This is a genomic window from Pseudomonas berkeleyensis (assembly GCF_014109765.1).
GTDB lineage: Bacteria > Pseudomonadota > Gammaproteobacteria > Pseudomonadales > Pseudomonadaceae > Aquipseudomonas > Aquipseudomonas berkeleyensis.
In genome coordinates, this window is the sequence record NZ_CP059139.1 from 3,190,392 (window position 1) to 3,209,284 (window position 18,893).

Genomic DNA, 18,893 nt, shown 5'->3' on the forward strand with positions numbered 1-18,893 from the left:
GGGCGCGCCTGACAAGTCGACTTACACGACTTTTACCCGGCAGCTCATTCGGCTGACGGCTCGTTAGCCAGATGATCGAGCTCGGCTTCGATATCCAGTTGCGGGTAATCGACCTTGAGCTGATCCAGCAGCTGCTGCGCCTCCTCCTGCTTGTTGGTCTTGCGTAGCTCCAGCAGACGCAGCAACGCCTCACGCGGTTCGCTCTGGATCACCAGTTCGGCCATCGGAGCGATTGCGGCGGTGCTGGCCATCGGTGTATCGGCAACTGCAGCAGGCGGCACTGGCCGTGACATGGCCTCGGCTTTGAGGCGCTCCTGGGGCACAGACATACGCGCCATCGACTCACTCTCGGCAGCACGCTTAGCCGCCATCGGCGCCGGTGCTGGCGCGGCGGGGCTCATCGCCACGCTGGGCGGCGCGGCATCGAAGGCTTCCGGCGTTTGCTCCAGCGTGCGCCAGGTCAGGCTGACGCCAATCCCGACACAAGCCAGCCCGGCCACGGCCACCGACCAGCGCTGGCGGCCACTGCCGAACAGCCATTGGTGCAGGCGTTGCGCCCATCCGGCGTTGTCGCTATCAGTCCGGGCCTGCTGGGTTTCACGGGCAGCCGCACTGGCCGCCGCCAGGATACGTGCATCCAGCTCGGCCGAGGGTTCACCGCTGCCATGGGTACGGAAATGCGCCAACAGCTCTTGTTCGTGATCCAGCGGTTCTCGTTCATGGGTCATACGGACAACTCCTCGGTGGCCAGCAGCCGGCGCAATTTCTGCAGGGCATAGCGCAGACGGCTCTTGACCGTCTCGGCCGGTGTGCGGGTCAACTCGGCAATCTCGTTCAGTTCCAGGTCGCCATGAGTACGCAACAGGAACACCTCGCGTTGGTCTTCCGGCAGGTCGGCCAGCGCTGCCTGCAGTCGCTCGCTATCGCGGCTCATACTCAACTGCTGCTCAGGGCTCGGTTGCGGGTCAGCCTGGGCGTGCTGGCCTTCGTCATATTCGTCATGCCCGGCCTGATGACGACCCGTCTTGCGCCAGTGGTCGATCAGGCGGTTGCGGGCAATCTGGTACAGCCAGGTCTTGAACAGCACCGCCTCGCGCTGCTCGCTCTGGCTGCGGATCAGGCTCATCCAGGTTTCCTGGAACACTTCCTCGGCCAGGGCATGATCGCCACACAGGCCGAGCAGAAAGCGGAACAGGCCGAGCCGATAACGCTGGTACAGCGCGTTGAAGGCCGCGGCATCGCCGCGGCGGTAACGCCGCAATAACGCGGCGTCGTCATCCGTGAGAGGTGCGTTCACTGCTGAACTCTTACTGGTGTGGAGCCGGAAGTGTGCAGGCTCTGGGCAATTTCGGCCAGCTGGATGAATTCGCCGCGCAGGCCGAAGCGATCCTCGCCCTTGGCCGAGCGCGCCAACTCGATGCTCTGCGCCAGACCGAAGTCGCCGGTGTAGCGGCCGTCCTTGAGCTGCTGGGCGAAGGCCGCGACCGCAGCGGCGAAACGCAGATCCTCGCTGGCAGCGTTCATCGGCTTGGCCTCGGCACGCGCGATGGGGCGTTCCAGCAGTCGACTACTCACCTCCCCCGGCGCCTTGTAGCGAATCCGCAGCCAGGCCAGTTCGCCGCTCTTGCTCGCGGGCTTGGCAGTGGCCTGATAGCGCAGCGGCTCCAGCCAGCCCTTGCCGCCGGCGGGGACAATCTCGTAGAGCGCAGTGACGGTGTGACCAGCGCCGATATCACCGGCATCGACCTTGTCATTGCTGAAATCCTCGCGCTTGAGTGCGCGGTTCTCGTAACCCAACAAGCGGTACTCGCTAACCTCGCTCGGGTTGAATTCCAGTTGCAGCTTCACGTCACTGGCCACGGTGGCCAGGGTCGAGCCAAGCTGATCCACCAGCACCTTGCGCGCCTCGCGCAGGTTGTCGATATAGGCGTAATTGCCGTTACCGGCGTCGGCCAGTTGCTCCATCAGGCGCTCGTTGTAGTTGTCCACGCCGAAACCCAGAGTGGTCAGCGAGACGCCGCTCTTGCGCTTGTCGGCCGCCAGTTGCTTGAGGCTGTCGAAGTCGCTGATGCCGACGTTGAAGTCACCATCGGTAGCCAGCAGGATGCGGTTGATGCCGCCGTCGATCATATGCTTGCTCGCCTGCTGGTAAGCCAACTGAATGCCCGACTCCCCTGCCGTCGAACCGCCAGCGCTGAGTTGATCGATAGCCGCACGAATCTTCGCCTTGTCGCTGCCGGGCGCGGAGTCCAGCACTACCTGGCTGTCACCGGCATAGGTGACCAGCGAGACGCGATCCTGTGGGCGCAACTGATCGACCAGCAACTTCAGCGTGCCCTGCACCATCGGCAGGCCTTCGCGGCGATGCATCGACCCGGACACGTCGACCAGAAATACCAGGTTGGCTGGCGGCAGCTCCTCCACGCTGCGATCCGACGCCTTGATGGCGATGCGCAGCAGGCGCGTCTGTGGATTCCACGGCGTCACAGCCAGTTCGGTGCTGACGCCAAAAGGCACATCCCCCTGTGGCAACGGATAGGCATAAGGGAAGTAATTGACCAGCTCCTCCAGGCGCACAGCATCCTTCGGCGGCAGTTGCCCGCCGTTGAGGAAACGCCGCACGTTGGCATAGCTGCCGGTATCAACGTCGATGCTGAAGGTGGACACCGGCGTCTCGGCAACAGCGAATACCGGGTTGTCGGCATAGGCCTGGTACTGCTCGCGCGATTCGTCACGGTAGCTCGGCGGCAGGATATCGGCGATGGGGGCCGGCGCGTAAGCCATCGGCGCCATGCGCTTCTGACTCGCCTCGACATGCATCTCGGCCGCCGCGGGCGCAGCCAGGCGCTCACGTACGAGTGACGGCGCCGGCTCCGAGTTGGCCTGGGCTTCCGGCTCCGGGCCAGAGGCGCTGCAGGCGGCGAGTAGAAGCAATGTCCCCGCCGAAAAACCGACGGTGAACGGGCGAATTAGCAGCGAGGAATAAACGGACATGGTGCATCTCCTGAGCAATGGCACGAGACCTTCGCTCAGGTAGACGCAGACCTTCGATGAAGCGGGTTAAGCCAGGAAGGTTATTTCAATCCTCCCAGGAACCGCCCGCCTCCTGGCATAGCTGCGTCGCCAACATGCCCAACGTCATCAGCGCCCTTTCGGCCTCACGGTTCCACGGGATGCCGCAGTTGAGGCGCACGCAGTGGTTGAACTGCTCGGTGTTGCTGAAGATCAACCCCGGTGCGATGGAAATGCCCTGCTGCAGCGCTCGCAGGTGCAGATCCTTGGTGTTGACCCGTGCCGGCAGGCTGACCCAGAGGATGAAGCCGCCCTTGGGCCGGGTTATCTGCGTGCCGGTCGGAAAGTACTGCTGTACCGCCAATTGGAAGGCACTGAGGTTCTTGCGGTACTCCTGACGGATATGTCGCAGGTGACGGTCATAACCACCATTTTCCAGATAGGCCGCCACTGCCATCTGGGTGACGCTGCAGGCCGAGTGGGTGGAGAAAGTCTGCAGCCGCTGAACCTCGTCCTGATACTTGCCGGCGATGATCCAGCCGATGCGCACACCTGGCGACAGCGTCTTGGAGAAGCTAGAGCAATAGATCACTCGACTGTCGCGATCATGCGATTTCAGCGCCTTGGTCGGGCCCTGCTCGAACATCAGCTCGCCGTAGATATCGTCCTCGACGATCTGGAAATCGTAGTCTCCAGCGAGGCGCAACAACTGACGCTGGCGCTCCTCGGGGATAGTACCGCCCAGTGGATTGGATAGGCGTGCAGTCAGCACCAATGCCTTTATCGGCCATTGGTTGGCTGCCAGTTGCAGCGCTTCCAGGCTAATGCCAGTGGTGGGGTCACAGGGAATCTCGATGACCTTGAGGCCGAGCAGATCGGCCAGTTGCAGCAGGCCGTAGTAGGTCGGTGACTCCACCGCGATCAGGTCACCGGGCTTGGTCAGTACACGCAAACTCATCTGCAGCGCATCGACGCAACCGTGGGTGATCACTACCTCGGAGGGGTCGACCACCACACCAGCATCACGCATGCGGATCGCCACCTGGCGGCGCAGCGGCTCGAAACCTGGGCTGAACATGTAGCTGAAGGCGCGCGGGCTGTGAAAACGAGTGACCTTGGCCAATTGCTGGTGCAGTGCCCTTACCGGCAGATAGTCGACATGCGGCACAGCAGCGCCCAGCGGAAACACGCCTTCGCGCCGCGACTCGGTGAGCACCTGATTGATGATGCTGGAACGGGTGACCAGACCCGGACGCTCGACCTTGGCGATATCCGGCGTCGGCGCCGTCAGCGCTGGCGTCTGGTGCACGTAGAAACCGGACTGCGGCCGCGCCCGAATCAGGCCCTGGTCTTCGAGGTTGGCGTAGGCCTGCAACACCGTGGCATGGCTGACGTTGAGCTGCGCACTCATCTTGCGTACCGAGGGCACGCGCTCACCCGGCTGATAGACGCCACGACGGATATCCTCGGCCAACTGCCCGGCGATACGTTGATAAAGCAACAGATTGGTCATGGCGGCCTCCTCCGGATCACTGAACCATAACAGTAACCTATTGCTACAAAATTGTACCGGCACAGATCACAACAGTCTTCGCCATACAGCCGTCAGCCAGCAGCTGTATTCCCGATACGACTATCGAGCAGACATAAAAAACCCCGGACAAAGCCGGGGTTAGGGGTTAAGCCAAAATCAACGTTCGGCGCCGAGCTGGCCTCGCTCATCGGAGAAGACGATCTCCACTCGACGATTCTGCGCACGCCCTCGCGCCGAAGCATTCTCTGCCACGGGGAAGTCGACACCATAGCCGACCACCTGAATACGCTTGGGGTCGACCCCAAGGTCGACCAGCAAATCAGCCACTGCCTGCGCACGGGCGCGTGACAGCTCAAGATTTTCCTCAGCACTGCCGGTGTTATCGGTATAACCCTCGATGCGCACGCGACGCTGCGGGTTGATCTGCAGGAATTGCACAAGCTTGAGTACCGTACGATTGGCAGCCGGCTGCAACTCGGCACGACCAGCGTCGAACAGCATGTCGCCCAGGGTCATGACCAGCCCGCGCTCGGTCTCGCTGGTGGCGAGGCTGACCATCTGTTCCTCGAGCCATCCACTGTGCTGCTGCACGCTGAGCAGCTTGGCTTCGCGCAAGGTCAGTTGCAGACGTTGGCGCTCCAGCTCCAGCTTGGCAGCACGCTCTTGATTGAGACTGATCTCGCTGTGCTGCCGGGCGATTTCGGCATAGCGCTGGCTGAGGTAGGCGTAATGCCGTACATCCTCTGCACTGCCCCAATAACTCGACAGTCGCTCGGCACGCCCCAGGGATTCGCCTGCGCGAATCACATCCTTGGGTGCAGCGCGCAGTACATTGGGATCTTCCTTGACCGACTGGAAGCTGACGCGAGCCGCCTCCAATGCCTGCTCGCTTGCCGGTTGGTGAGCCGCACAACCGCCAAGCACGACACTGGCCAGCAACAGGCTAGAGATTGCTTTCAAGCCCCCCATCACATGGCCCCCAGTTGTTGACGCAGGCGGCTGATACGGTGGTTCAACTCCACAAGTTGTTCACGCCCCTTGCCATTGAGGTGCTCGGCCTCAGCCAAGCGGGCGTCCAGCTCGGCCTGCTCGGCCAGCAAACGCGCCTCCTTGTTATCCCCGTCCTGCAGTGCCGCTTGCGCTCGTGTGAACTTGTCTTCGGCCAGACGCAGCGACTCCGATTGTTCGCCGTCCACACCAAGCGCCTTCGCCTGAGCCAGTGCCTGCTCGGTCAGACGCAGCTGTTCATTGGGGGCCGGGTCGCTGGCGCAGGCAGTCAGGCCCAATGCCAGCAGCACGAGAAGAAATCGATTCACAAAAATATCCTACTGATTGATGTCGCCGACCGGGTCGGGTTGCATCTGCTGGGCTTTCCACAGTTCCAGATTGCGCTGCAGCAATTGCTCGGGCAGCCCGGCGGCAACCAATTCTGTCATTTTCCGCGCCAGCTGTCCGCGCAGCCAGGGCTCGTTGCAAGCCGAGTTGTGCGACAGGGTCAGGTAAAGGCCCTCACTGGAAATCGGCGGATCCAGCACTTCGAGGTCATCTTCCATACCCAGGGTTTCGGCCAGGGCCAGGCCAGGATAGCGCTCGTAAAGCACATAGTCGGTGCGCCCGAGCATGAGCTTCTGGAACGCCTGGGTCAGGCTGGATACGCCTTCCAGGGTGAGATTCTGCTTGGCGAAAGCATCGAATTGCTGGCCAAAGCTGTTACCTACCAGGGTATCGCCGGTATGCCCCTGCAGATCGATCCAGCTGCCGTAGGGAAATGCCTCCCCCTTGCGCACCCAAACCACGCTGGGCGTGAAGAAGAACGCTGGGTGCACGTAGTCCATGCTATCGAGGCGCGGCAGCGTCAAGAAGGCGCCAGCGATCAGGTCGACCCGTCCGGTGCGCACCTCGTCCTGGGCACGAGACCAGGGGCCGGTATAGATCACATCCACCACGACACCCAACTCTTTGGCCAGGTGCTTGAGCAGATCGGCATTCGCGCCAATCAGTTGCTGCGGATTCTGCGGATCACGCCACAGGTAAGGTGGATACTCGGGGTTACCGGTCGCCACCAGGCGCTCGCATTTACCCACGGCCAAGGCAGTTGCCGGCATCAGAGCCACGGCACACCACAGCAACAGTGACTTAAACAGACAACGCTCGGGCATTGGCTACTCTCGGTTCGTGCGGTGATCGGTAAGGTTGGGAGAGCTCCGGAAAGCTTCCGTGTTCATGCTAGCTTAATGGCGCCGCCATAATAATTCGCGATAAGGACGCGCCATGAAAAAACTGCTCTCTGGTCTACTCGTACTGCTAATCGGCATCGCGACAATACTGTACTGCTTCCCGGCGACCCAGTTGGCCAGCCTGCGACTGTTCGAACAACAGCGCGCTGGGCTCAGCCATCAACAGCTGCATGTCGGCGATCTTAACATCCATTACTACGAGGGAGGGTTGGCAAACGGTGAAACCCTGGTGCTGCTTCACGGCTTTGCTGCTGACAAGGATAACTGGCTGCGCTTTTCCCGCCACCTGACCGACGGCTATCGAGTCATCGCCCTCGATCTGCCGGGCTTCGGTGAGAGTGATCGTCCACCAGGCAGTTATGATGTCGGCACCCAGGCCGAACGCCTGGCCAACATTCTCGATGCCTTGGGAGTCGAGCAGGCGCACCTACTGGGTAATTCCATGGGTGGGCATATTGCCGCACTCTTTGCGGCGCGCTATCCAGATCGCGTGCGCTCGCTGGCATTATTCGCCAATGCCGGAATCGACACGCCAAACAAGAGCGAGCTTTTCAAACTGATAGAGCGAGGAGCCTCCAATCCGCTGGTGGTCAGGCGGCCGGAGGATTTTCAGCGCCTGCTGCAGTTTGTCTTCGTCGAGCCGCCCTATCTGCCAGAGTCGCTCAAGGGTTACCTGGCCGAGCGCGCCATGGCCAACGCCACGCATTACGACCAGGTGTTCCAGCAACTGATCGAGCGTTATATCCCCCTGGAACCCGTATTGCCCAAGATCCAGGCGCCCACTCTCTTGCTGTGGGGTAAACAGGATCGTGTGCTGGATGTCTCGAGCATCGACGTCATGCGCCCACTGCTGCAGAAGCCCAGCGTGGCGATCATGGAAGGTGTCGGTCACGCCCCGATGCTCGAGCGCCCCGAAGAAAGCGCCCTGCTCTACCGCCATTTCCTCGATAGTTTGAAATGACGCCCGCAGAGGCAGCTAATGGGTAGTAGCACCTTCGTAGTGCACGTGCGCCACAGCGCGGTCAGCAGGTATGGCTGACAATAAAAAACCCGCTCCTGAGAGCGGGTTTTTCGTAGCTGAGAAAGCGGCTTACACCAGCTTTTCCAGCTCCGGTACGGCTTCGAACAGGTCAGCAACCAGACCGTAGTCTGCAACCTGGAAGATCGGCGCCTCTTCGTCCTTGTTGATCGCAACGATCACCTTGGAGTCTTTCATACCCGCCAGGTGCTGGATCGCACCGGAGATACCGACGGCGATGTACAGCTGCGGCGCGACGATCTTGCCGGTCTGACCGACCTGCATGTCGTTCGGTACGAAACCGGCGTCGACGGCAGCGCGGGAAGCGCCGACGGCAGCACCCAGCTTGTCGGCCAGTGAATACAGGTGCTTGAAGTTGTCGCCATTGCCCATGCCACGGCCGCCGGAAACGACGATCTTGGCTGCGGTCAGTTCCGGACGATCGGACTTGGCCAGCTCTTCACCAACGAAGGCGGACTTGCCGGCATCGGCCGGGCCGGAAACGGCTTCAACGGCAGCGGAACCACCTTCGGCAGCGACGGCATCGAAGCCGGTGCTACGCACGGTGATCACCTTGATGGCAGCCGAGGACTGCACGGTAGCGATGGCGTTACCGGCGTAGATCGGACGCTTGAAGGTGTCGGCGCTTTCAACGGCGATGATCTCGGAGATCTGATCGACGTCCAGTGCAGCGGCGACGCGCGGCAGGATGTTCTTGCCGTTGCTGGTGGCGGCAGCCAGGATGTGGCTGTAGCTCTTGCCCAGCTCGGCTACCAGCGGCGCGACGTTTTCCGGCAGTTGGTTGGCATAGGCAGCGTTGTCAGCAACCAGAACCTTGGCCACGCCAGCGATCTTGGCAGCGGCTTCGGCAGCAGCGCCAGCGTTGGCACCGGCTACCAGAACGTGAATATCGCCACCGATCTTCTGCGCAGCAGCAACGGTGTTCAGGGTAGCGGCAGCCAGAGCGGCATTGGTGTGTTCAGCGATAACCAGGATAGTCATTTAGATTACCTTCGCCTCGTTCTTCAGTTTCTCGACCAGTTCAGCCACGGACTTGACCTTGATGCCTGCGCTGCGAGCAGCCGGCGCTTCGACTTTCAGGGTCTTGACGGTGGAAGCGGTGGAAACGCCCAGTGCGTCCGGGGTAACGGTTTCCAGCGGCTTCTTCTTGGCCTTCATGATGTTCGGCAGCGATGCGTAGCGCGGCTCGTTCAGGCGCAGGTCGGTGGTGACGATCGCCGGCAGGTTCAGTGCAACGGTCTGCAGACCGCCATCGATCTCACGGGTAACGTTGACCTTGTCGCCAGCCACTTCGACCTTGGAAGCGAAGGTGCCCTGGGCGAAGCCAGTCAGCGCGCCCAGCATCTGGCCGGTCTGGTTGTTGTCGCTGTCGATGGCTTGCTTACCGAGGATGACCAGCTGCGGCTGCTCCTTGTCGACCACTGCCTTGAGCAGCTTGGCCACGGCCAGGGAGTTCAGATCGTCACTGGACTCGACCAGGATGGCACGGTCGGCCCCCAGAGCCAGCGCGGTACGCAGTTGCTCCTGGGCAGTGGCCGGACCAATGGAGACGACGACGATTTCGCTCGCCACGCCTTTCTCCTTCAGGCGTACGGCTTCTTCCACGGCGATCTCGCAGAAGGGGTTCATGGACATCTTGACGTTGGCGAGGTCGACGCCGCTGTTGTCCGCCTTGACGCGAACCTTGACGTTGTAGTCAACCACTCGTTTGACAGCTACAAGAACCTTCATGGATTCCTCGTTACTCTCCGGTGAATAAGAATGTCGCCAAGGCGAGCCTGGCCGGTGATGCAAAATCGACAGGAACCGACCTTTCAGCCCAGACGGCGAGCGCAAAACCGCCCGTATCTTGACCCCGCGGCCTGGCCCGGTCAATACAGCGAACTGGCCGGTCATCCGCGATGTAGTATGATTCTAACAGGCCTACAGAAAATTCAAACAAACGTTTGTATTGGCCCGTTGAGAGGGTGTAGATATAATGCGCACGCCGTGCTTAGGGAGCGAGCCGCGTCCTCCCACATAAAACATCGAAGAGCCTGAGTAGGAGATAGCCTGTGGAACGCGAATTTATGGAGTTCGACGTCGTCATCGTCGGCGCCGGCCCGTCTGGCCTGTCCGCCGCCTGCCGACTGAAGCAGAAAGCCGCTGAAGCGGGCCAGGAGATCAGCGTCTGCGTGGTCGAAAAAGGCTCCGAAGTCGGTGCTCACATCCTCTCTGGTGCAGTGTTCGAACCGCGAGCCCTGAACGAACTCTTCCCCGACTGGAAAGAACTCGGCGCTCCGCTGAACACCCCGGTCAAGCGCGATGACATCTACCTGCTGCGCGACGCCGACAAGGCTACCCGAATTCCCGACTTCTTTGTGCCGAAAACCATGCACAACGAAGGAAATTACATTATCTCCCTGGGCAACCTGTGCCGCTGGCTGGCCCAGCAGGCCGAGAATCTGGGTGTCGAGATCTATCCAGGCTTCGCCGCTCAGGAAGCCCTGATCGATGAGAGCGGCGTAGTGCGCGGCATCGTCACCGGTGACCTGGGTGTCGACCGCGAAGGCCATCCAAAGGAAGGCTACTACACTCCCGGCATGGAACTGCGTGCCAAGTACACCCTGTTCGCCGAAGGCTGCCGCGGCCACATCGGCAAGCAGCTGATCAAGAAGTACAACCTCGATAGCGAAGCCGACGCCCAGCACTACGGTATCGGCATCAAGGAAATCTGGGACATCGACCCAGCCAAGCACGAGCAGGGTCTGGTGGTTCACACTGCCGGCTGGCCGATGGACATCATGGGCACCGAGAACACCGGCGGCTCCTTCCTCTATCACCTGGAAAACAACCAGGTCGTGGTCGGCCTGATCATCGACCTGTCCTATGCCAACCCGCACCTGTCGCCGTTCGATGAGTTCCAGCGCTACAAGCATCACCCGGTGATCGCCAAGTACCTGGAAGGCGGCAAACGCGTGGCCTACGGTGCACGCGCCATTGCCAAAGGCGGCATCAACTCGCTGCCGAAGATGGTATTCCCAGGTGGCGCGTTGATCGGCTGCGATCTCGGCACCCTGAACTTCGCCAAGATCAAGGGCAGCCATACCGCCATGAAGTCCGGCATGCTCGCTGCTGACGCCATTGCCGAAGCCCTGGCTGCTGGCCGTGAGGGCGGCGATGAACTGACCAACTACGTAGATGGCTTCAAAGCCAGCTGGCTGTACGATGAGCTGTTCCGCAGCCGCAATTTCGGCGCAGCTATCCACAAGTACGGCGCCATCGTTGGTGGCGGCATCAACTGGCTGGATCAGAACATCTTCGGTGGCAAGATCCCCTTCACCCTGCACGACAACAAGCCGGATTACGCCTGCCTGAAGCCGGCCGCAGAGAGCAAGAAGATCGCCTACCCGAAACCGGACGGCAAACTGAGCTTCGACAAGCTGAGCTCGGTGTTCCTGTCCAACACCAACCACGAAGAAGAGCAGCCCTGCCACCTGAAGCTCACCGACCCGAGCATCCCGCTGGCGAAGAACCTGCCGCTGTACGACGAACCGGCGCAGCGCTACTGCCCGGCCGGCGTGTATGAAGTGGTGACCCAGGAAGACGGCGAGAAACGCTTCCAGATCAACGCGCAGAACTGCGTGCACTGCAAGACCTGCGACATCAAGGATCCGGCCCAGAATATCACCTGGATCGCACCGGAAGGCACTGGCGGCCCGAATTACCCCAACATGTAATTCGCCTCAGACGAAAAAGGCTCCCTAGGGAGCCTTTTTCGTTTTTGCCAAATCTGCAACAGTTGTAGGGCGGGTGTAACCCGCCATAGTCTGCCGGCGGGATGCCCCCACCCTACCGCACTCAGTCCTGGTAGATCATCTTGCGGCTCATGCCGCCATCGATCACGAACTCTTGCCCAGTGACGAAACCAGCTGCATCAGAGAGCAGCCAGGCGACCTGCCCCGCGACATCTTCTACCGTACCGACGCGACCGACAGGATGCTGCACGTGATCGAACACTGACAATGGCTCCAGGCGTTGTTGTGAAGGGTCACGGGCATCGATCCAACCAGGGCTGACGCAGTTCACCCGCACCTCCGGCCCCAGGCTGACCGACAGCGCATGAGTCAGCGCCACCAACCCGCCCTTGCTCGCAGCGTAAGCTTCACAATCGGCTTCGGACTGATTCGCCCGGGTCGAGGCAATGTTGACGATGGCGCCACGATGGCCACGCAGATAGGGCGCGCAATGCTTGGCCAGCAGCATGGGCCCGGTCAGGTTCACCGCCAGCATGCGATTCCAGCGCCGCAGATCGAGCGACTCCAACGGCGGTGTATAAGGGTCGGAAATGGCCGCGCTGCACACCAATGCATCGAGGCGGCCGAACTGCCCGAGTATCTCGGCAACGCCGACACTGACCTGATCTTCCTTGGCTACATCCATGGCGACGAACCAGGCGTTGCCACCCAGCGCACGCGCTACCTTGGAGCCCCGCTCACGGTCGACGTCCGCCAGCACCACCTGCCAACCCTCGGTGATCAGCCAGGCACTGATGCCCAGACCGATGCCACGCGCGGCACCGGTGACCAGCGCGACACGCCCATTATTGGGCGCGCCATTCGCCCCCCACTCCAGCATGCTCAGAGCGAGGCCAAGCCGCGCGCCAGATCCACCTTGAGGTCTGCCAGTTCTTCCAGGCCCACGGCAACGCGGATCAGGCTGTCGCTGATACCAGCGTTAGCACGCTCCTGCGGTGTCAGCCGGCCGTGCGACGTGGTGGCCGGATGAGCGATGGTGGTCTTGGTGTCGCCCAGGTTGGTAGTGATGGAGATGACACGCGTGCCATCGATCACCTTCCAGGCGGCCTCACGCCCGCCCTTGACCTCGAAACTGACCACCGCGCCAAAGGCGCTCTGCTGCTTCTTCGCCAGCTCATGCTGCGGATGACTGGGCAAACCGGCGTAGTAAACGCGCTCGACCTGAGGCTGCTGTTCGAGCCACAGCGCCAGTTGCAGAGCACTCTCGCTCTGCGCACGCATGCGAATACGCAGGGTTTCCAGCCCCTTGACGAACAGCCAGGCATTGAATGGACTGAGTGTCGGCCCGGCCGTACGCAGGAAGCCGACTACCAGCTCCATCTGCGCCTTGCGGCCAGCAACCACGCCACCCAGCCCACGCCCCTGGCCATCGATGTACTTGGTCGCCGAATGCATGACGATATCAGCGCCAAGCTTGAGCGGCTGTTGCAGGGCTGGGGTGCAGAAGCAGTTGTCTACCGCCAGCAGCGCACCACGCGCATGAGCGATCTCGGCCAGTGCCGCAATATCCACCAACTCGGCCAAGGGGTTCGACGGAGACTCGACGAACAACAGCTTGGTGTTTGGCTTGAAGGCCGCCTGCCAGGCATCGAGATCAGCCAGCGGCACGTAATCGACAGAGATACCGAAGCGCTTGAGGTACTTCTCGAACAGACTGATGGTCGAACCGAACACGCTACGCGACACCAGCACATGATCACCGGCGCTGCACAGGCTCATGACGATGGCGAGAATGGCCGACATGCCGGAAGCAGTGGCCACCGCCTGCTCGGCGCCTTCCAGGGCAGCGATACGCTCCTCGAAGGTGCGCACGGTGGGGTTGGTGTAACGCGAATAGACGTTGCCCGGCACTTCGCCAGCAAAACGCGCGGCCGCATCGGCTGCGGTACGGAACACATAGCTGGAGGTCAGGAACAGCGCCTCGCCATGCTCGCCCTCGGGCGAACGGTGCTGGCCAGCACGCACCGCCAGAGTATCGAAGCCTACGCCATCCAGGTCGCTATCGAGTCGACCGGCATCCCATTCCTGGGTCATATCGCTACCTCACGAAAAGTAGCCCGGATGCAATCCGGGAAATTCAATGTGATATTCCCCCGGATTGCATCCGGGCTACGGACTTTAGGGGGCGCCATGCGCGCCCTCGAAACGGACAGGGTCGCCCCTGCCCGCCTGCGTCAATTGTTGTACAGATCGATGATCGCGCTGACCGCTTGCGACTTGACCTTGCTCGCATCGTTGCGCGCTTGCTCGATACGATTCAGGTAGGCCTCGTCGACGTCACCGGTCACGTACTTGCCATCGAACACTGCACAGTCGAAGTTGTCGATCTTGATCTTCTTGCTGCCACTGACCGCCTCGATCAGATCCGGCAGATCCTGGTAGACCAGCCAGTCGGCGCCAATCAGCTCACAGACTTCTTCAGTGGTACGGCCGTGAGCGATCAGCTCATGAGCGCTGGGCATGTCGATACCGTAGACGTTCGGGTAGCGTACTGCTGGCGCCGCCGAGCAGAAGTAGACGTTCTTCGCGCCGGCTTCGCGAGCCATCTGGATGATCTGCTTGCAGGTGGTACCGCGGACGATGGAGTCATCCACCAGCATCACGTTCTTGCCACGGAACTCCAGTTCGATGGCGTTGAGCTTCTGCCGCACGGATTTCTTGCGGGCCGCCTGGCCGGGCATGATGAAGGTACGACCGATGTAGCGGTTCTTGACGAAGCCTTCGCGGAACTTCACGCCCAGATGGTTGGCCAGTTCCAGCGCCGCGGTGCGGCTGGTATCGGGAATCGGGATGACCACATCGATATCGTGCTCCGGACGCTCGCGCAGAATCTTGTCGGCCAGCTTCTCGCCCATGCGCAGGCGCGCCTTGTAGACCGAGATGCCATCCATGATCGAATCCGGGCGCGCCAGATAGACATGCTCGAATATGCACGGAGCGTATTTCGGATTCGTCGCACACTGACGAGTGAACAGCTTGCCGTCTTCGGTGATGTACACCGCTTCGCCCGGCGCCAGGTCGCGGATCAGGGTAAAGCCGAGCACGTCCAGGGACACGCTCTCGGAAGCGATCATGTATTCGACACCTTCGTCGGTGTGACGCTGGCCGAACACGATCGGACGGATGCCATTGGGGTCGCGGAAGCCGACGATACCGTAGCCGGTGATCATCGCCACCACGGCGTAGCCACCCAGGCAACGCTCATGCACATGCGTGACGGCGGCGAACACGTCTTCCTCGGTGGGCTGCAGCTTGCCGCGCTGGGCCAGCTCATGGGCGAACACGTTGAGCAGCACTTCCGAGTCGGAATTGGTGTTCACGTGGCGCAGGTCGGACTCGTAGATTTCCTTGGCCAACTGCTCGACGTTGGTCAGGTTGCCGTTGTGCGCCAGGGTGATGCCGTACGGCGAGTTGACATAGAACGGCTGCGCTTCGGCCGAGCTGGAGCTGCCTGCAGTGGGGTAGCGCACGTGGCCGATACCCATGTGACCAACCAGACGCTGCATGTGACGCTGCTGGAACACGTCACGCACCAGGCCATTGTCCTTGCGCAGGAACAGGCGGCCATCATGGCTGGTGACAATACCGGCAGCATCCTGGCCGCGGTGCTGGAGGACGGTCAGCCCGTCATACAGCGCCTGATTGACGTTCGATTTACCGACGATACCGACGATGCCACACATGTGCCACGACCCCTGCTAGATAGTTCAGGCTAATTCAGCGACCGATGCAGCGGTTACTCCGCACCGGTCACTCTTTTAAAGCAGATCAGCTGGGTGAGCCGACCTACCGGTAAACCACTGATCGGACCACCCCAGAATGAGGTTCTTCGACCAGTCGGCAACCATCAGAAAATGCGGCACCAGTTGCGACTGCTGCCACCACGTATCCTGCTCCACCGGCGCCAGGCTGATCAGCCCCACCAGCAGTACCACCAACAAACCACCGCGCGCGGCGCCGAATACCATGCCGAGAAAACGGTCGGTACCGGACAGGCCAGTCACGCGAATCAGCTCACCGATGAGGAAATTGACCAGAGCGCCCACCAGCAAGGTGGCGATGAAGAGAATGGCACAAGCCGCAATCACCCGCGCAGAAGGCGTTTCGATAAATTCGACGAGGTGCTGGGCCAGAGCGCCGCCAAACATCCAGGCAACCACGCCGGCGATGATCCAGGTCAGCAGCGACAGGGCTTCCTTGACGAAGCCGCGCTTCAGACTGATCAAACTAGAAATGGCGATGACGGCGATGATCGCCCAATCGACCCAGGTGAATACCACGGTGCGGCCTACCAGCGGAAAAGGCGGAGCATTTTAGCAGAGCCCGGCGAATCGGGTAACCGGGCTTTGCATGTCAACGACGGGTTCAGCCCGCCTCAGGCTGGAAACGCACCACGAAACCGCTGAGTTTGTGCTGGCGATTGAGCTGGTCACGCAGGCGCTCGGCCTCGGCCCGCTCGATCAATGGCCCGACGAACACCCGGTTCATGCCGTCGAACGTACGGATATAGGCGTTGTAGCCCTGACTGCGCAGGGTCTTCTGCAGGGCTTCCGCCCCAGCGCGACTGGACAGACTGGCCAACTGCACGGACCAACTAATTGGCAGGTTGTTGGCATCCAGGCGGTTATCAGGTTTGGCTGGCGCGCTCGTAGCCACCGGTTCGGTCTTGGCCGGCTCAGGCTTGCTCGGCGCGGCAACAGGTGGCGAAGTGGGCTTGGGCTGCTCCGGCACCTCGACAATCTGCGGATTCACCTCTTCGACGGGAACCGGCTCCTGCGGCAGCTCCTCAGGCTCAACGACCTCGGCAGGTTGCACGATGATCTCGGCAGTAGCCGGCGCTTGCGGCATGGCCGGCGCATCCACGACCACACGGCGCATCTCGTCTTCGCGCGACAGCAGCATGGGCAGGAAAATCACCGCCAGCGCCACCAGCACCAGAGCACCGACCATGCGCTGCTTGAGCCCCTTGTCCAACAATGCCATCCCCTACTCCACAGTCTCAAAGCCTGAGGCTGCGATACTGCCATCGCAATACCGTATGGCGCCAGACCCGACAGCCAAACTCAGCCCTGCCCGGCCAACCAATCCAGCGCTTCGGCGACACAAAAGAACGAACCAAACACCAAGATTTCGTCCCCGCTCGCAGCCTTGTCGCACTGCCCAGCCAACGCGGCATGCACACTCGGATACTGCACGACACGAGCGGCAAGCCCCTGCAGGTGAGCTGCAAGCTCCGCAGCAGGACGTGAGCGCGGCGTATTCAACGGGGTAATACCCCACTGAGCGATCTGAGCCAGCAACGGCGCAACGACGCCTGGCAGATCCTTGTCCGCAAGCAGACCGAACACCGCCAGGCGCTGCCCTGCAGGTGGCCGGGCCTCCAGGCGCTGGGCAAGGTAGTCTGCTGCATGAGGGTTATGACCGACATCCAGCAGCAAGGTCAGGGACTTGCCCTGCCATGTCAGCGTACGCCGATCCAGGCGGCCCGCTACTCGCGTCGCCAACAACCCGCGGACGATGGCCTGCTCATCCCAGGGCAGATCCAGCAAGGCATAAGCCTGCAATGCCAGTGCCGCATTTTCCATCGGCAAATCCAGCAGCGGCAGACTCTGCAGCCTCAGCACCTGGCCGGCAGCATTCAGACCGAACCAGCTCCACCCCGCCTCCGAGAGGGCCAGATCGTAATCCCGCCCGCGCAGGAACAACGGTGAATCCAGCGCTACGACCTGCTCAAGCAAAGGCGACGGCGGGTCGAGATCGCCACACAAGGCTGGCTTGCCTGCCCGCATGATGCCAGCCTTCTCGAAGGCTACCGATTCCCGGGTATCGCCCAGCCAGTCAGCATGATCCAGGCCGATACTGGTAATCAGCGCGAGATCGGCATCGATCAGATTCACCGCATCCAGGCGACCGCCCAGCCCGACTTCGAGCACCACGGCATCCAGACCGGCACGCTCGAACAGCCAGAAGGCGGCCAAGGTGCCCATCTCGAAGTAGGTCAGGGAAATCTCGCCACGCGCCGCCTCGACCGCCGCGAAAGCCTGGCACAGCTCAGCATCGCTCGCCTCGCGACCATCGATCACGACACGCTCGCTGTAGCGCAGCAGATGCGGGGAACTGTAGAGCCCGACACGCTGGCCCTGCTCACGCAGGAGGCTGGCGAGAAAGGCACAGGTCGAGCCCTTGCCGTTGGTACCGGTCACGGTGACCGCCAACGGCGCGGGCTTGCCCAGGCCGAGGCGCTTCGCGACTTCGCGCGAGCGCTCCAAGCCCATGTCGATGGCCGAGGGATGCAGCTGTTCGAGGTAGGCGAGCCACTCGCCCAGACTGCGCTCGGTCATGCAGTGGCCGGCAGGGAAACCGGAGATGGACGATTCATCAGTTGCGCCAGCAGGCGCGCCAGACGCGGGCGCAGCTCATTACGCGGGATGATCATGTCGATGGCGCCGTGTTCCAGCAGGAACTCGCTGCGCTGGAAGCCTTCCGGCAGTTTCTCGCGCACGGTCTGCTCGATCACGCGCGGGCCGGCGAAACCGATCAACGCCTTGGGCTCGGCCACGGTCACGTCACCGAGCATCGCCAGGCTGGCGGAAACGCCGCCATAGACCGGGTCGGTCAGCACGGAAATGAATGGCAGGCCCTCTTCACGCAGGCGCGCCAGTGCAGCGGAAGTCTTAGCCATCTGCATCAACGAGATCAGCGCCTCCTGCATGCGCGCACCACCGGAGGCGGAGAAGCACACCAGCGGGCAACGTTTTTCCAGTGCGACATTGGCCGCCTGAACGAAACGCTCGCCGACAATGGCGCCCATGGAACCGCCCATGAAGGAGAACTCGAACGCGCAAACCGCGATCGGCATGCCTTCGAGGGTGCCGCTCATGGCGATCAACGCGTCCTTCTCGCCGGTCTGCTTTTGCGCAGCGCTCAGGCGATCCTTGTACTTTTTGCTGTCGCGGAATTTCAGACGGTCGACCGGCTCCAGGTCAGCGCCCAGCTCCTCGCGGCCATCGGCGTCAAGGAACAGATCGATACGGGCACGGGCGCCGATACGCATGTGATGGTTGCACTTGGGGCAGACATCGAGCGTCTTTTCCAGCTCGGGACGATAAAGCACGGCCTCACAGGACGGGCACTTGTGCCACAGGCCTTCGGGCACTGAGCTTTTCTTCACCTCGGAACGCATGATCGAGGGAATGAGTTTGTCTACCAACCAGTTGCTCATGCTGTCATTTCTCCATAACCGTTGGTTCGGGTGAGCGACTCACGATGGACGC

The 18,893-nt window shown here is 61.6% G+C and carries 18 protein-coding genes; 2 read left to right on the forward strand and 16 right to left on the reverse strand.

Annotated elements, in window-relative coordinates:
• Nucleotides 1-44: 44 nt before the first annotated feature.
• The 7 genes from HS968_RS14840 to HS968_RS14870 form a co-directional block, all read right to left on the reverse strand.
• Nucleotides 45-728, reverse strand: a complete 684-nt coding sequence (locus HS968_RS14840) for a hypothetical protein (RefSeq protein ID WP_182366790.1) — start codon at nt 726-728, stop codon at nt 45-47.
• A complete protein-coding gene (locus HS968_RS14845; protein WP_182366793.1) occupies nt 725-1,297 on the reverse strand; it encodes an RNA polymerase sigma factor in 573 nt (190 codons plus the stop codon). The genes HS968_RS14840 and HS968_RS14845 overlap by 4 nt, the downstream gene beginning before the upstream one ends.
• On the reverse strand, nt 1,294-2,994 hold the full coding sequence (locus HS968_RS14850; RefSeq protein WP_182366795.1) for a vWA domain-containing protein: 1,701 nt from the start codon (nt 2,992-2,994) through the stop codon (nt 1,294-1,296). The genes HS968_RS14845 and HS968_RS14850 overlap by 4 nt, the downstream gene beginning before the upstream one ends.
• Nucleotides 2,995-3,079: 85 nt before the next feature.
• Nucleotides 3,080-4,525 carry an aminotransferase-like domain-containing protein gene (locus tag HS968_RS14855; RefSeq protein ID WP_182366797.1) on the reverse strand — a complete coding sequence of 482 codons (1,446 nt, stop codon included), beginning with the start codon at nt 4,523-4,525 and terminating at the stop codon, nt 3,080-3,082.
• 177 nt (nt 4,526-4,702) lie between these two features.
• Nucleotides 4,703-5,506, reverse strand: coding sequence for an OmpA family protein (locus tag HS968_RS14860; protein ID WP_407681632.1), 804 nt, complete (start codon nt 5,504-5,506; stop codon nt 4,703-4,705).
• Nucleotides 5,507-5,514: 8 nt separating this feature from the next.
• The gene (locus HS968_RS14865; RefSeq protein ID WP_407681661.1) at nt 5,515-5,868 is read right to left on the reverse strand and encodes a DUF4398 domain-containing protein; all 354 of its coding nucleotides are present in this window, start codon (nt 5,866-5,868) and stop codon (nt 5,515-5,517) included.
• Nucleotides 5,869-5,871: 3 nt separating this feature from the next.
• Complete coding sequence (locus HS968_RS14870; protein WP_119691580.1) at nt 5,872-6,705, reverse strand: substrate-binding periplasmic protein; 834 nt, start codon at nt 6,703-6,705, stop codon at nt 5,872-5,874.
• 112 nt (nt 6,706-6,817) lie between these two features.
• Here HS968_RS14870 and HS968_RS14875 point away from each other — a divergent pair, with 112 nt between their 5' ends.
• Nucleotides 6,818-7,744, forward strand: a complete 927-nt coding sequence (locus tag HS968_RS14875) for an alpha/beta fold hydrolase (RefSeq protein WP_119691581.1) — start codon at nt 6,818-6,820, stop codon at nt 7,742-7,744.
• 129 nt (nt 7,745-7,873) lie between these two features.
• Here the strand turns inward: HS968_RS14875 and HS968_RS14880 are convergent, their stop codons facing one another.
• Both HS968_RS14880 and HS968_RS14885 read right to left on the reverse strand, forming a co-directional pair.
• Nucleotides 7,874-8,803 carry an electron transfer flavoprotein subunit alpha/FixB family protein gene (locus HS968_RS14880; protein WP_119691582.1) on the reverse strand — a complete coding sequence of 310 codons (930 nt, stop codon included), beginning with the start codon at nt 8,801-8,803 and terminating at the stop codon, nt 7,874-7,876.
• Nucleotides 8,804-9,553, reverse strand: coding sequence for an electron transfer flavoprotein subunit beta/FixA family protein (locus tag HS968_RS14885; RefSeq protein WP_182366801.1), 750 nt, complete (start codon nt 9,551-9,553; stop codon nt 8,804-8,806).
• A gap of 323 nt (nt 9,554-9,876) precedes the next feature.
• Between HS968_RS14885 and HS968_RS14890 the strand changes: the two genes are divergently transcribed.
• A complete protein-coding gene (locus tag HS968_RS14890) occupies nt 9,877-11,541 on the forward strand; it encodes an electron transfer flavoprotein-ubiquinone oxidoreductase (protein WP_119691584.1) in 1,665 nt (554 codons plus the stop codon).
• Nucleotides 11,542-11,662: 121 nt separating this feature from the next.
• On the opposite strand, the gene HS968_RS14895 is transcribed toward HS968_RS14890, so the two are convergent.
• The 7 genes from HS968_RS14895 to accD all read right to left on the reverse strand — a co-directional run bounded on the left by HS968_RS14895 (nt 11,663) and on the right by accD (nt 18,841).
• Nucleotides 11,663-12,439: an SDR family oxidoreductase gene (locus tag HS968_RS14895; RefSeq protein ID WP_179624749.1), complete on the reverse strand. Its 777-nt coding sequence runs from the start codon at nt 12,437-12,439 to the stop codon at nt 11,663-11,665.
• 2 nt (nt 12,440-12,441) lie between these two features.
• Complete coding sequence (locus HS968_RS14900) at nt 12,442-13,653, reverse strand: O-succinylhomoserine sulfhydrylase (protein ID WP_182366804.1); 1,212 nt, start codon at nt 13,651-13,653, stop codon at nt 12,442-12,444.
• Nucleotides 13,654-13,793: 140 nt separating this feature from the next.
• Entirely contained in the window at nt 13,794-15,302 is a 1,509-nt protein-coding gene (gene purF / locus HS968_RS14905) for an amidophosphoribosyltransferase (protein ID WP_119691587.1), read from the reverse strand.
• Nucleotides 15,303-15,377: 75 nt separating this feature from the next.
• Nucleotides 15,378-15,899, reverse strand: coding sequence for a CvpA family protein (locus tag HS968_RS14910; RefSeq protein ID WP_108233074.1), 522 nt, complete (start codon nt 15,897-15,899; stop codon nt 15,378-15,380).
• Between the two features lie 85 nt (nt 15,900-15,984).
• A complete protein-coding gene (locus tag HS968_RS14915) occupies nt 15,985-16,602 on the reverse strand; it encodes an SPOR domain-containing protein (protein ID WP_182366807.1) in 618 nt (205 codons plus the stop codon).
• Nucleotides 16,603-16,682: 80 nt separating this feature from the next.
• Nucleotides 16,683-17,960 (reverse strand): bifunctional tetrahydrofolate synthase/dihydrofolate synthase, encoded by a 1,278-nt coding sequence (folC, locus tag HS968_RS14920; protein WP_182366810.1) that lies wholly within the window; start codon nt 17,958-17,960, stop codon nt 16,683-16,685.
• A complete protein-coding gene (gene accD / locus HS968_RS14925) occupies nt 17,957-18,841 on the reverse strand; it encodes an acetyl-CoA carboxylase, carboxyltransferase subunit beta (protein WP_182366813.1) in 885 nt (294 codons plus the stop codon). Before accD ends, folC begins: the two co-directional genes overlap by 4 nt.
• Nucleotides 18,842-18,893 lie beyond the last annotated feature (52 nt).

Coding starts and splice junctions, on each gene's coding strand:
- HS968_RS14840 (WP_182366790.1), bottom strand. CDS start 728: ATGACCCATGAACGAGAACCGCTGGATCACGAACAAGAGCTGTTGGCG.
- HS968_RS14850 (WP_182366795.1), bottom strand. CDS start 2,994: ATGTCCGTTTATTCCTCGCTGCTAATTCGCCCGTTCACCGTCGGTTTT.
- HS968_RS14855 (WP_182366797.1), bottom strand. CDS start 4,525: ATGACCAATCTGTTGCTTTATCAACGTATCGCCGGGCAGTTGGCCGAG.
- HS968_RS14870 (WP_119691580.1), bottom strand. CDS start 6,705: ATGCCCGAGCGTTGTCTGTTTAAGTCACTGTTGCTGTGGTGTGCCGTG.
- HS968_RS14875 (WP_119691581.1), top strand. CDS start 6,818: ATGAAAAAACTGCTCTCTGGTCTACTCGTACTGCTAATCGGCATCGCG.
- HS968_RS14880 (WP_119691582.1), bottom strand. CDS start 8,803: ATGACTATCCTGGTTATCGCTGAACACACCAATGCCGCTCTGGCTGCC.
- HS968_RS14885 (WP_182366801.1), bottom strand. CDS start 9,553: ATGAAGGTTCTTGTAGCTGTCAAACGAGTGGTTGACTACAACGTCAAG.
- HS968_RS14895 (WP_179624749.1), bottom strand. CDS start 12,439: ATGCTGGAGTGGGGGGCGAATGGCGCGCCCAATAATGGGCGTGTCGCG.
- HS968_RS14900 (WP_182366804.1), bottom strand. CDS start 13,653: ATGACCCAGGAATGGGATGCCGGTCGACTCGATAGCGACCTGGATGGC.
- purF (WP_119691587.1), bottom strand. CDS start 15,302: ATGTGTGGCATCGTCGGTATCGTCGGTAAATCGAACGTCAATCAGGCG.
- HS968_RS14915 (WP_182366807.1), bottom strand. CDS start 16,602: ATGGCATTGTTGGACAAGGGGCTCAAGCAGCGCATGGTCGGTGCTCTG.
- folC (WP_182366810.1), bottom strand. CDS start 17,960: ATGACCGAGCGCAGTCTGGGCGAGTGGCTCGCCTACCTCGAACAGCTG.
- accD (WP_182366813.1), bottom strand. CDS start 18,841: ATGAGCAACTGGTTGGTAGACAAACTCATTCCCTCGATCATGCGTTCC.